The sequence below is a fragment of the Ruegeria sp. R8_1 genome, from assembly GCF_017743815.1.
In the GTDB taxonomy this organism is placed as follows: Bacteria; Pseudomonadota; Alphaproteobacteria; order Rhodobacterales; family Rhodobacteraceae; genus Ruegeria; species Ruegeria lacuscaerulensis_A.
Map to the genome: position 1 here is coordinate 304,418 of NZ_JAGHRL010000001.1, position 11,892 is coordinate 316,309.

General features: G+C 57.7%; 14 protein-coding genes. 5 read left to right on the forward strand and 9 right to left on the reverse strand.

What is annotated here, in order from left to right:
- Positions 1-69: 69 nt before the first annotated feature.
- From J7380_RS01510 to J7380_RS01525, 4 genes are all read right to left on the reverse strand, one after another.
- The gene (locus tag J7380_RS01510) at positions 70-282 is read right to left on the reverse strand and encodes a hypothetical protein (protein ID WP_170354706.1); all 213 of its coding nucleotides are present in this window, start codon (positions 280-282) and stop codon (positions 70-72) included.
- A gap of 53 nt (positions 283-335) precedes the next feature.
- A complete protein-coding gene (locus J7380_RS01515) occupies positions 336-2,117 on the reverse strand; it encodes an acyl-CoA dehydrogenase C-terminal domain-containing protein (protein WP_209194170.1) in 1,782 nt (593 codons plus the stop codon).
- A 50-nt stretch (positions 2,118-2,167) separates the two neighbouring features.
- A complete protein-coding gene (locus tag J7380_RS01520; protein ID WP_170354704.1) occupies positions 2,168-2,569 on the reverse strand; it encodes a MerR family DNA-binding transcriptional regulator in 402 nt (133 codons plus the stop codon).
- Between the two features lie 295 nt (positions 2,570-2,864).
- A complete protein-coding gene (locus J7380_RS01525) occupies positions 2,865-3,233 on the reverse strand; it encodes a MerR family DNA-binding transcriptional regulator (RefSeq protein ID WP_209194171.1) in 369 nt (122 codons plus the stop codon).
- A gap of 113 nt (positions 3,234-3,346) precedes the next feature.
- Between J7380_RS01525 and J7380_RS01530 the strand changes: the two genes are divergently transcribed.
- Genes J7380_RS01530 through J7380_RS01540 form a run of 3 tightly spaced genes read left to right on the forward strand, consistent with a single transcriptional unit; the run spans position 3,347 to position 5,607 of the window.
- Entirely contained in the window at positions 3,347-3,766 is a 420-nt protein-coding gene (locus tag J7380_RS01530; RefSeq protein ID WP_170354702.1) for a PaaI family thioesterase, read from the forward strand.
- Positions 3,766-4,284: a PaaI family thioesterase gene (locus J7380_RS01535; RefSeq protein ID WP_209194172.1), complete on the forward strand. Its 519-nt coding sequence runs from the start codon at positions 3,766-3,768 to the stop codon at positions 4,282-4,284. The genes J7380_RS01530 and J7380_RS01535 overlap by 1 nt, the downstream gene beginning before the upstream one ends.
- 6 nt (positions 4,285-4,290) lie before the next feature.
- Positions 4,291-5,607 (forward strand): MATE family efflux transporter, encoded by a 1,317-nt coding sequence (locus J7380_RS01540; protein ID WP_209194173.1) that lies wholly within the window; start codon positions 4,291-4,293, stop codon positions 5,605-5,607.
- Here J7380_RS01540 and arsC read toward each other — a convergent pair.
- From arsC to J7380_RS01560, 4 genes are read right to left on the reverse strand one after another with little or no spacing between them, the layout of a single operon-like run.
- The gene (arsC, locus tag J7380_RS01545) at positions 5,604-5,945 is read right to left on the reverse strand and encodes an arsenate reductase (glutaredoxin) (protein WP_209194174.1); all 342 of its coding nucleotides are present in this window, start codon (positions 5,943-5,945) and stop codon (positions 5,604-5,606) included. The genes J7380_RS01540 and arsC overlap by 4 nt on opposite strands.
- A complete protein-coding gene (locus J7380_RS01550) occupies positions 5,942-7,000 on the reverse strand; it encodes a quinone-dependent dihydroorotate dehydrogenase (protein WP_209194175.1) in 1,059 nt (352 codons plus the stop codon). The genes arsC and J7380_RS01550 overlap by 4 nt, the downstream gene beginning before the upstream one ends.
- Positions 6,997-7,428, reverse strand: a complete 432-nt coding sequence (locus tag J7380_RS01555; protein ID WP_209194176.1) for a DUF1330 domain-containing protein — start codon at positions 7,426-7,428, stop codon at positions 6,997-6,999. Before J7380_RS01555 ends, J7380_RS01550 begins: the two co-directional genes overlap by 4 nt.
- Entirely contained in the window at positions 7,425-7,763 is a 339-nt protein-coding gene (locus J7380_RS01560) for a DUF952 domain-containing protein (RefSeq protein WP_209194177.1), read from the reverse strand. The genes J7380_RS01555 and J7380_RS01560 overlap by 4 nt, the downstream gene beginning before the upstream one ends.
- Positions 7,764-7,871: 108 nt before the next feature.
- Here J7380_RS01560 and J7380_RS01565 point away from each other — a divergent pair, with 108 nt between their 5' ends.
- Entirely contained in the window at positions 7,872-9,455 is a 1,584-nt protein-coding gene (locus J7380_RS01565) for a bifunctional UDP-sugar hydrolase/5'-nucleotidase (RefSeq protein ID WP_209194178.1), read from the forward strand.
- A 50-nt stretch (positions 9,456-9,505) separates the two neighbouring features.
- Here J7380_RS01565 and J7380_RS01570 read toward each other — a convergent pair whose 3' ends face one another.
- A complete protein-coding gene (locus J7380_RS01570) occupies positions 9,506-11,158 on the reverse strand; it encodes a sulfotransferase (protein WP_209194179.1) in 1,653 nt (550 codons plus the stop codon).
- A gap of 55 nt (positions 11,159-11,213) precedes the next feature.
- Here J7380_RS01570 and J7380_RS01575 point away from each other — a divergent pair, with 55 nt between their 5' ends.
- Positions 11,214-11,879 carry an SOS response-associated peptidase gene (locus J7380_RS01575; RefSeq protein WP_209194180.1) on the forward strand — a complete coding sequence of 222 codons (666 nt, stop codon included), beginning with the start codon at positions 11,214-11,216 and terminating at the stop codon, positions 11,877-11,879.
- Positions 11,880-11,892 lie beyond the last annotated feature (13 nt).

Sequence of the window (11,892 nt, forward strand, 5' to 3'; positions counted from 1 at the left end):
CCTTGACGTGTGCCCGACCGAGTGGTGCCGTTGGCTTTCGCCCGCCCTGTGCCGGGCGGTTGCGGTTCTTTAACGTTTGCGCGCTTCGAGTTCCGAATTGAAGATACGCAAGCGGTGCGTCAGGTTCTCCTCGTGAATGACGCTGTTGAAGTTTTCAAACAGGAAAGACAGTGCTTCACCTTCGTCCAGACCGGCCTCGCGGGAAAAGGCCCTGAGGCGGCGATATCCGTCTTCGGTCATGGCAACCGGGAAACGGCGGGTCAGTCGAAAACGTTTAGGCATGTCTATCCTTTCGAAAACCCGGCTGCGGGAACAGCCCCGCAGCCGATTTCAGATCAGAAGCTTGCCGCCTCGAGCGCCATGACGGTGTCGGCACCGGTCTGAATGCGTGCAAGGTGCAGCGCAGTAGCCGGCAGGCGACGGGCCATGTAGAACTGACCGGTGGCAATCTTGGTCTGGTAGAACTCGGTATCCGAGGTGCCGCCGTCAAGGGCTGCATAAGCCGCTTTTGCCATTTGTGCCCACATCAGGCCCAGGCAGACATGGCCGAACATGTGCATGAAGTCGTTCGAACCGGCCAGCGCGTGGTTGGGGTTCTTGGCGCCGTTCTGCATGAAGTACATGCCCGCCGCCTGCAGATCCTTGGACGCCGACTTGAGCGGTTCGATGAACGCCTTGTCATAGGCTTCGTTCTGGCCACCGTTTTCCTTGCAGAAATTCTTGACCATGTCGAAGAAAGCCATCACGTGCTTGCCGCCATCCGTGGCCAGCTTGCGACCCACAAGGTCCAGCGCCTGAACGCCGTTTGCACCTTCGTAGATCATCGCGATGCGGGCGTCGCGGGTATACTGCGACATGCCCCATTCCTCGATATAACCGTGGCCGCCGTAAACCTGCTGTGCCTTGACGGTCATGTCATAGCCTTCGTCGGTCAGGAAACCTTTGATGACCGGCGTCAGCAGCGAGATCAGGCCGTCGGCGTCCTTATCCTGCGACCGGTGCGCTTTGTCGATCATCGTTGCACCCCACAGGGCAAACGCACGCGCGCCTTCGGTAAAGCTTTTCTGATCCATCAGGCTGCGGCGGACATCGGGGTGGACGATCAGCGGATCGGCCGGACCATCGGGGTTCTTGGCGCCGGTTACATCACGACCCTGCAGACGGTCCTTGGCGTATTCGACCGCGTTCTGATAAGCAGCCTCGGCCTGTGCCAGACCTTGCATACCCACACCCAGACGCGCTTCGTTCATCATGGTGAACATGGCGCGCATACCTTTGTGCAGGTCGCCCAGCAAAAAGCCAGTGGCTTCGTCATAGTTCATCACACAGGTCGAGTTGCCGTGGATGCCCATTTTCTCTTCGACCTTGCCGACCGAGACGCCGTTTCGTTCGCCCAGCGAGCCGTCTTCGTTGACGATGAACTTAGGCACGATGAACAGCGACACGCCCTTGATGCCCTCGGGGCCGCCAGGGATCTTGGCCAGAACCAGGTGGATGATGTTGTCGGCCATGTCGTGATCACCGGCCGAGATAAAGATCTTCTGACCCGACACCTTATAGCTGCCATCGTCCTGCGGTTCAGCCTTGGTGCGCATCAGGCCCAGATCGGTGCCGCAATGCGGTTCGGTCAGGTTCATGGTGCCGGTCCACTCGCAGCTGACCATGTTGGGCAGGTAGGTGGCTTTCTGCTCGTCGGTGCCGTGGGCCAGAATGGCCGAGGCCGCGCCGTGGGTCAGACCCTGATACATGGTGAACGCCTGGTTCGAGGATGAGAACATCTCACCCACCGCGCTGCCGATCACGTAGGGCATGTTCTGGCCGCCGAACTCTTCGGGCATGTCCAGACCGGTCCAGCCACCTTCTTTGACCTGCTCGAAAGCGTCTTTGAACCCTGTAGGGGTGTAGACGACACCATTTTCGTGGCGAACGCCTTCAGTATCGCCAACCACGTTCAGCGGATGCAGAACGTTTGATGAAATCTTGCCTGCCTCTTCCAGCACGGCAGCGGTGAAATCCGCGTCCAGTTCGTCGTAACCGGGAATGTCCGATCCCGATACGTTCAGCACTTCGTGCAGGATGAATTGCATGTCTTTGGTTGGCGCGTTGTAGACGGGCATTTGAAGCTCCCTTTAAAATTCGAATGTCCGGTGATTGGGACCGCCGGGAGTTACTCGGCGGCTTTTTTGTCGTTTTTCATCGAGGCGATCACTTTCTCGCCCCAACGCAACTGTTCTTTCAGATCGTCTATCGCCTGGGTCAGTTCTTCCCGGCGTGCTTCCATGTCGGCTAAGCGTTCACGGGCGATCTCAAATGTGCGGGTCATCTGGGTCATCTGCTGATCACCCACATGATAAAGGTCCAGCAACTGCCGGATTTCCTCGAGGCTGAATCCAAAACGCTTACCGCGCAGGATCAGTTTCAGACGGGCGCGGTCACGTTTGGTGAACAGACGTTTCTGTCCTTCACGGATCGGGAACAGCAGTTCCTTGGCCTCGTAAAACCGCAAAGTGCGCGGCGTGACATCATAAGTCTCGCACATTTCACGAATGGTCATCAGATCTTCGGTCATGGCTTCAGCACTCTTGTTCACTGGCGTTGATGTGGTTCAGTTGCGCAGTTTGTGCGCCACTTACAACACGGAGATGGCGTTCGCGTAATCCAAACGCTACGTCACAAATAAGTTGACGTAACTTCCGTTTGCGTCAAGTGGATTTGAGGCTGGGCGGCCGTAACGTCACGTCACGAATAGTGTCGGAAACAACCAGATTGGGGCGTGGAGGCGCAACAAAATAACCCTGCCAGTCAACAGCGCGACAGCAGGGTCGAAAGGAATAGCACTATATCGAAGGGCTGGAACGTCGCGATCAGGTCAGGGATTTCGCGGTCTGATCGCGCATCTGTTTCAGGGCGTCGATCGCATCGTCAAGCTGTTGTTTCTGTGAATTCAGTTCGATCAGTTGAAGGTCAGCCATCTCGACAAACGTCTTCATCTGCGCCTGATTCCCCTGATCTTCATAGATCAGCAACCACTGCCGGATGTCTTCCAGAGGGAACCCGTATTTGCGCCCACGCATGATCAACGTCATACGTGCACATTCGCGCGGACCGTAAAACCGCGAGCGGCCTTCACGATCGGGCTGCAAAAGCTCGATATATTCATAGTAACGCAGGGTGCGCGGGGTCACATCGAACTCGGCACACATCTCTTTGAATGACAAACGGTCGTCGGACATTCCTGATCTCCTCTGCGGCAGCCTATGACCTGTCGGCTTCAAGCGCAACAGGCGGGCTTGCTCTTTTGCGGGTCACACGCTCATAAAGGGATAAATCAAGAGGACACAAGCAGATGGTCGACAAAGCCGCTATCGCGCGCCAGTTCATCGAAGCGATCCCGCATGCGCGCGCGTTGGGTATGAAGCTGAACAAAATCGGGAATGGCGAGGCTGAAATAACGATGCCGTATAATGCCGAACTGGTCGGCGATCCGCGCACTGGCGTCATTCACGGAGGTGCTGTTTTCGCGGTACTAGATACGTGCTGCGGAGCCGCCGTCATGAGCCATCCTGCCGCCCCCGGCGGTACGGCTACGATTGACCTGAGAATAGACTATATGAGGGCTGCGACGCCGGGTCAGAGCATCACGACCCACGCCACATGCTACCACTTGACCCGCAATGTCGCCTTTGTGCGCGCGACCGCGATGGACGAGGATCAGGAGTTGCCTGTTGCCACAGCCTCGGGGTCTTTCACGGTGGAGGGTTTGTGATGGCGCGGCAACGTCCCGAACCCATGCAGGTGGTCAAACACAGGCGCGATGCGGCGCTGAACGCTATTGTCGATGGTGTCCCCTATATCCGGTTCCTCAATATTGCCTTCGACCGGCGCGGGGACGAGCTGACCGCAGTGCTGAATTTTGACGAAAAGTTGATCGGAAATCCTCTGCTGCCAGCCCTGCACGGCGGGGTCACTGCCGCTTTTCTCGAAGTGACGGCCGTCATCACGCTGAGTTGGGAGTACTTCCTGCCCAGTATCGAAAGCGGTGAATTGGACGCCGATGCAATCGTCAAGGACGAGTCGATCCGGTTTCCAAAAACGGTGGACTTCACGGTTGACTATTTGCGATCGGGGTTGCCACGCGACGCCTATGCCCGCGCTTTTGTCAGCCGATCGGGGCGGCGTTATGCATCGGTTCGGGTCGAAGCGTGGCAGGACAACCACGCGCGCCCCTATGCGCAGGCATCGGGGCATTTCCTGATGCCGCAACCTAAGGCCAAGGATAGCTAGAACACCATGCAGGACGCTTCGGCACCTATAACGCATGGACGGGTGCTGAAGATTGCCCTTCCTATCGTGTTGTCAAACGCAACCGTTCCGATTTTGGGCGCGGTCGATACCGGCGTTGTGGGTCAGATGGGGCAGGCGGCCCCCATCGGAGCCGTCGGCATGGGTGCGGTGATCCTGTCGGCGATCTACTGGATTTTCGGGTTCTTGCGCATGGGGACCACCGGCCTTGCAGCGCAGGCGCGCGGGGCGGGCGACACGGCCGAGACCGGAGCGCTGTTGATGCGTGGCCTGCTTCTGGGCGGTGCGGCGGGTCTTGTATTCATCGTTACGCAAGTGTGGGTGTTCTGGGGGGCCTTCGCGCTGTCCCCGGCCAGTCCCGAGGTCGAGTCCCTGACCCGCGCATACCTTGAAATTCGTATCTGGGGTGCGCCCGCGACGATTGCGCTTTATGCCGTGACCGGCTGGTTGATTGCTATCGAACGCACCCGTGGCGTGTTCCTTCTTCAGATCTGGATGAACGGGCTGAACATCCTGTTGGACCTTTGGTTCGTTCTGGGGCTGGGCTGGGGTGTCGAAGGCGTCGCCGTCGCGACCCTAATCGCCGAGTGGACTGGTCTGGCACTGGGTTTGTGGCTGTGTCGCAGTGCGTTCGGTGGCAATCAGTGGCGCGACTGGCCCCGGATTTTCGATTCGGCACGCCTGCGTCGGATGCTCCAAGTGAACACCGATATCATGATCCGGTCGGTCCTTTTGACGGGCTCATTCACCACCTTTCTGTTTGTGGGGTCCGATCTGGGCGATGTCAATCTGGCGGCCAATCAGGTCCTTCTGCAGTTTCTTGAGATCACAGCCTTTGCGCTGGACGGCTTTGCCTTTTCAGCCGAGGCACTGGTGGGCGGCGCGGTGGGGGCGCGGAACCGTTATCAGGTGCGGCGGGCTTCGGTCATGGCGTCGCAGTGGGGTGTGGGCGGAGCCTTTGCCTTGGGCGCAATATTCTATTTTGCAGGGCCTGCGCTGATCGACCTGATGTCTACCTCGCCCGAGGTCCGTCTGGCCGCGCGAGAATACCTGATCTGGGCGGCGCTGGCCCCGGTGATCGGAGTGGCAAGTTGGATGTTTGACGGCATCTATATCGGGGCAACCTGGACGCGGGATATGCGCAACGCGATGATCCAGTCGGTTGCGATCTATGTGGTCGCCCTGTTCTTACTGGTGCCGACGCTGGGCAATCACGGCCTTTGGGCCGCGTTGATGGTTCTGAACATCGCGCGGGGACTGACCTTGGGCTGGCGATATCCCCGGCTTGAGGCGCAGATCGCTTAAAGCAGGTCCAGCAGGTTTTCGGGCGGGCGTCCGATGGCGGCCTTGTCGCCATTGATCGCCAAAGGACGCTCGATCAGGATCGGGTGTTCCGCCATGGCCGCGATCAATGCGTCTTCTGACGTGGTTTTAGTCAGCCCGAGTTCCTTGAACTGTTTTTCACCCGTCCGCATCATGTCGATGGCAGGTACGCCCAAAAGGGCCAGTGTTGCGCGCAACTCATCCGCCGAGGGTGCGTCTTCAAGGTATTTCCGCACCTCGACCTGCGCGCCTTTTTCCTCAAGCAGGGCCAGTCCTGCGCGGGATTTGGAACAGCGGGGGTTGTGCCAATATTCGATCATAACCAGTCCTCACGTTTGCTGCCCACGGCTTGTGCGACCGTGTCGAACCCGTCGCGCGCCAGAAGTTTGTCCAACCCCTGCGCGATCTCAGCGGCCAGTGAGATGCCGCCATAAACCATCGCCGTGTAGAACTGCACGGCAGAGGCTCCGGCGCAAATCTTGGCATAGGCCTGTTCCGCCGTGCTGATCCCCCCAACACCGATCAGGGGGATCTGGCCGTCGGTCAACTGGCTCAATCTCGCCAATATGCGGGTGGATTTCTCGAACAGAGGTGCGCCGGACAGACCTCCGGCTTGATCCTTGTGCACACTGCGCAGACCGTCGCGGGACAGGGTGGTATTTGTGGCGATCACCGCATCCACGCCGGTTTCCTGCGCGACCTCGGCGATGTCCTGCAATTCGTCTACGGTCAGATCGGGGGCGATCTTCAGGAACACAGGCAGGGGGCGCGGTAGAGCATCGCGGGTTTCGATCACCCCAGCCAGCAACGCGCCGAGCGCGGCTTTGCCCTGCAGGTCGCGCAGTTTCTCGGTGTTGGGGGACGAGACATTGATCGTCGCGAAATCCAGATGCGCCGCGCAATGGGCCAGCACTTTGGCAAAATCGCCGGGGCGGTCGTCGCTGTCCTTGTTCGCACCCAGGTTCAGGCCGATCACCGCGTCTTTGGGGCGATCCGCCAGACGAGTGGCCATGACCTCCATGCCTTCGTTGTTGAAGCCAAAGCGGTTGATGGCGGCCTTGTCTTCGCTCAGGCGAAACAGGCGCGGTTTGGGGTTGCCGGGCTGCGGGCGCGGGGTCACGGCGCCGACCTCGATAAACCCGAAGCCCACGCGGGACAGAGGTGTCAGAACCTCGCCGTTCTTGTCGAACCCAGCGGCCAGCCCGACCGGGTTGGGCAAATCAAGCCCTGCCACCTGCGTGCGCAACCGGGACGAGGTCACAGGACCGGACGCGGGTGCCAGCCCCGCTTTCAGCGCCTTGATCGACATCCCATGCGCGGCTTCCGGATCCATCCGGTGCAGGGCGGCAAGGCCCAGTTTCTCGGTCAGTTTCATCCGAAGCTCTCTCTGCCTTGGGTCGGAGCGCAACGGATCAGGCGCGACGTGTCCACCGCCGCCTGACGATGCACGACCGCTTTTTGGTAATCCGGGTCCGTGACCATTTCCATGAACGCATGAGCGGTGGGATAGCGGGCGATAAAGACTGCGTCCCAAACCTCGTCCTGCGGGCCGATCAGGGTTGTTTGAAACGCGCCGCTCCAGAGGATATGCGCCCCGATACGCGCGATGATCGGAGCGGTTTCGCTCCCGTAGTTGCGATAGGCCTGCGCGCCGGTCAGACCGGCATCGGCCAGATCGTGGTCATCCGGGTACGCGGCCTTGGCGCGGAATTTCACCAGATTGAGCATCTCGATCGGATGATCGCGGTCCAGAGTCTTGAACGCCTCGAACTGAGCACGCTCGGGGTCGATGTAGCGGGTCATTCCATCTCCTCGGGGAACTGGTGGGCCTGCCCGTCATAGGGCAAAGGTTTAGCCCAAAGCACATCCGTCATCCTGATCTGCCGGTAGAGATGCGGGAACAGCGCGCCCCCGCGCGAGACCTCCCACTTTAAGTCGTCGCCCATCGCATTGGCGTCACAAGCCAGCAATGTCAAACCGTCGACCCCGGCGAAGTGCTTGGCGGCTGTCTCGGCCGCCTGTTCCGCTGTCGAGAAATGGACATACCCGTCGGAAACATCAATCGGAGCGCCATCTGTCGCCCCGTTGGATTGCAACGCGGCCCATTCGTCGGACCGGAAAATCTTGTAAATCAGCATAGGGCCGTGATGCCCCGCGCGGCAGGTAGAATCAAGCCGGATTTCCCCCTTTGACTCTTCCCGCATCACGGCGCACCATCACGCCAAATAACAATAGGGAGTTTGAGTATGTTCACCCGTTTGCTGACATCGGCCGCTGTTCTGGGCCTGACCGCAGGCATGGTCGCGGCTGAGTACAAGCTGACCATTCTTCACACCAACGATATCCACAGTCGTATCGAATCGATCAACAAATACGATTCAACCTGTGACGCCGAGGACGAAGCCGAGGGTAAGTGCTTTGGCGGTATGGCGCGGTTGAAGACGGCAATTGACGGGCGTCGCAATGCGTTGGACGGACAAAATGTTCTGGTGCTGGATGCAGGCGATCCGTTTCAAGGCTCGCTTTTCTATACCACCTATAAAGGTGCAGCCGAGGCAGAGTTCATGGAGGCCATCGGCTACGACGCGATGGCGGTCGGCAACCACGAATTCGACGATGGCCCCGAAGGTCTGGCGGCTTTCGTTGACGCGGTGAGTTTTCCCGTAATTTCCGGCAACCTTGATCTGTCATCTTCGGCAGATTTGAAAGATCGCGTACAAGGGCATCTGGTTCTGGATGTCGGCGGGCAAAAGGTTGGTATCGTATCCGCTTTGGCAACCGATACCGTAGATACATCCAGCCCCGGCAAGGACGTTCTGTTCCAAGATGAAATCGATAGCCTGACAGCAGATGTAGAGGCGTTGCAGGCCGAAGGTGTCGACATTGTCATTGCGCTGAACCACGTCGGTCTGGCCAAGGACATCGAAATTGCCGAGCAGGTCCCAGGGCTTGATCTGGTCATCGGCGGGCACTCGCATACGTTGCTGTCGAATACGCAGGAAGGGGCCGCCGGATCTTATCCTCTGATGGTAGGTGATGTGCCCGTGGTTCAGGCTTACGCTTATTCCAAGTATCTGGGTGAGGTCACTCTGACCTTTGACGATGATGGAAACCTGGTTTCGGCAGAAGGCGAACCGATCCTGTTGGATGCGTCTGTGACGCCGGATCCGGACATCGCTGCACGAGTCGCTGAGATGGGCGCACCGATTGAAGAGATGAAGAAACGGGTCGTCGCCAGCTCGGCTGCGTCGATCGAAGGCAATCGCGATGTATGCCGGGTTCAGGAATGTGAAATGGGCAACCTCGTTGCAGATGCAATGCTGGCGCGCGTCGCGGATCAGGGTGCCCAGATTGCGATTGCAAACTCAGGTGGCCTGCGCGCGTCAATCGACGAGGGTGAAGTGACCATGGGCGAAGTCCTGACTGTTCTTCCATTCCAGAATACTCTTTCGACTTTCGAGATCAGCGGCCAGGGTGTCATCGATGCGCTGGAAAATGGTGTGAGCCAGGTCGAAGAGGTCAAAGGTCGTTTCCCTCAGGTGGCCGGTATGACCTTTACGTGGGACCCATCGGTTGCGCCTAACGAGGGGCGTATCACCGAAGTTATGGTGGCCAAGGATGGCGGCTATGTGCCGATTGATCCGGAAGCGACTTATCTTGTGGTGACAAACAACTATGTTCGCAACGGCGGCGACGGATACAAAATGTTCGAGGGTGACGACAAGAACGCCTATGATTTTGGCCCGGATCTGGCGGATGTAACTGCTGAATATCTTGCGGAAAACGCGCCTTACACGCCGTACGTGGACGGGCGCATCAAGCAGAAGTAACCGGTTATACTATTGGAAAAGGCCGCGCCATGCTGCGCGGCCTTTTTTGGTCAGTCAAAATCGTATTCTGGCCAAAGCTCGGGATCGAGGCCTTGCAACATCGGCTGAAGGTGGTCGGATACGCTGCGCCAACCGCCGATCGACTTAGTTGAAATCTTCTTACGTACCTGATCGATGCTGGCCGTCCTGACCTGCTTGGTGTTTTCTTCCGGATGCATCATCGTCTCGGTCCACTCGAGGTCACAGAACGCAGCAACCTGTTGGCTGTGAGTCTTTGGATCTTCAACCAGTTTTTCGTATTGGACTGTCAGTATTCGGTCGCCAAACACCGTGTTCCAATGCGTCATGTAGCGTCGATACATATTCGCGGTATGCGCGATCGCCTTTTGGTTCGAGGCGTAGCGCATTCCACCCGCTGGAAAGCGCCTGATCCATTTTGACAATCCGACGTCCCGTGGATCCCGAAGCATGTTAATGATCTTTGCGTTCGGAAAAGCTGCCAGCAAGAATCCAATTCGTTGGAAATTGTGTGGCATCTTGTCGACAAACGCGACCGATCCTTCTGGGATTGGGGGCATCAGGGCGCGAAAGTCCCGTGCGAACTCGCTTGCATTCTGCGAGCTGAAAGCATGAGACACCTGCTCAAAATCACGCGAGAGATCGGCGGCCACAGTCAGTTCGCCACATCCTGCAACCCCGGGGGCAGAACTGAGCATCATCTCCATCAAGGTCGTACCCGAACGGGGCTGTCCCAGAACGAAGATTGGTACAGGGCTTGCGCTTATATCAGAGGATGGAAGATCGGTATTTTCACGGAACTGCCCGGTGATCACTTCGAACTTTTGCTCTTCTGCCGCGAAATCGTACGGGATTGTTTCGTGTTGAATTGCATTCGCGCGCTCGAATTGAGGCAGCGCAGCGTTGAGCCCCTGAGTTTTGGACAGCAAATGTGCTTTCGCAAATTCAAGCTCGGACAGCTTGTGTTCGCTATTTGCAATGGCTGTCTCAACCTTCTCGATTAAGTCGGGCGCACTGTCCTTGTTAGCCATTGTCGACAACTGAAGAAGTGAAAAAACGTGCTCGGGGTTTTGTGCTGTAATCTTACGCAGGATTTCACCGGCGGTTTCCTTGTCGCCGCTCTGGTGCAAATTGATTGCCTTTTGGAACGCGATGCTCTCGTTGTCCGGAGCAAGCTCGAAAGCTCGCGCAATGTCGCGCGTATTTTCTTCAACAAAGCCAATGCGCCCATAAGCTCTGGCGCGAGACGACAACAGGCTGGCATTGTCCGGGTCGCTCTCTAGCTTCTTGGTTGCGTTGTCGATGATGGCACGCCAGTTGCTGCCTTTAAGCTCAATTTCGTCAATAACCCGGCTCAGCTCTTTGTTATTGGGAAATTTCTGCAGTTTTTGCTCGGCATACTCCAATGCTTTTGGGATTTGCCCGGTCTGCATCAAAGCGTTCGCAAGGTTTTCCGCAAACTGGGGATCGTTTGGCTTTCGTTTGGATGCCTCAACGAAATGCGGAATGGATTTTCGATACTGTTTCAGCTCGGTCAGGACAAACCCGGAAATGGCGTGAAAATCCGTGTCAGCTGGAAATTTCTTCAGACCCAACTGCGCCTTTTTCAGTGCCTGTTGAAGCTTGCCAGCCTCTAAAGCGGCCACAGCCTTGCCTTTTATGGTTTTCGCTGTTTGATTTTGCATGAGACCCCGTGAGAACCTTTGCCCGAACGAAACGAATATTGATGGTTCATCTCCTATGTGCGGACGGTTTGCAATAACTCTTCCAAACGACGCTATGGCGCAGCTGTTTTCAGCGCGGCCCGCGAATACGTTGCCCGCAGTGCCCAACTTTAACGTTTGCCCGACAAATCAAGTGCATGTGGTCCGCTCGGATCAGGCCGGGCGCACCCTTGATCCCTTGCGTTGGGGTTTTATCCCGCACTGGTACAAATCTGAAACGGCCGGGCCGTTGCTTATCAATGCCCGGTCAGAAACCCTGGCTGAAAAACCTGCCTTTCGCGCAGCCTGTCGCGAGAGGCGGTGTCTGATTGTGGCGACAGGGTTTTACGAATGGACGAAATCTCCAAGCGGTGATCGCCTGCCATGGTATATTCATCGTCAGGATCACGCGCCGATTGCTTTTGCGGGGGTCTGGCAGAATTGGGGCCCAGACGAGAACCGACAAGGGACATGTGCCATCGTGACCACGCCCGCCAACACGCGTCTTGGGGCCATTCATCACCGTATGCCATTGATCCTTGAACAACAGGACTGGCCATTGTGGCTGGGTGAGACCGGGAAAGGGGCCGCGCGACTTATGACGCCGGGTGCCGAAGATGTCCTGACATACCACCGGGTTGACCCGGTCGTGAATTCGAACCGGGCCAGCGGGTCTTCACTGATCGAGCCTCTGGTCGAATGACGGCTGTCCTTTT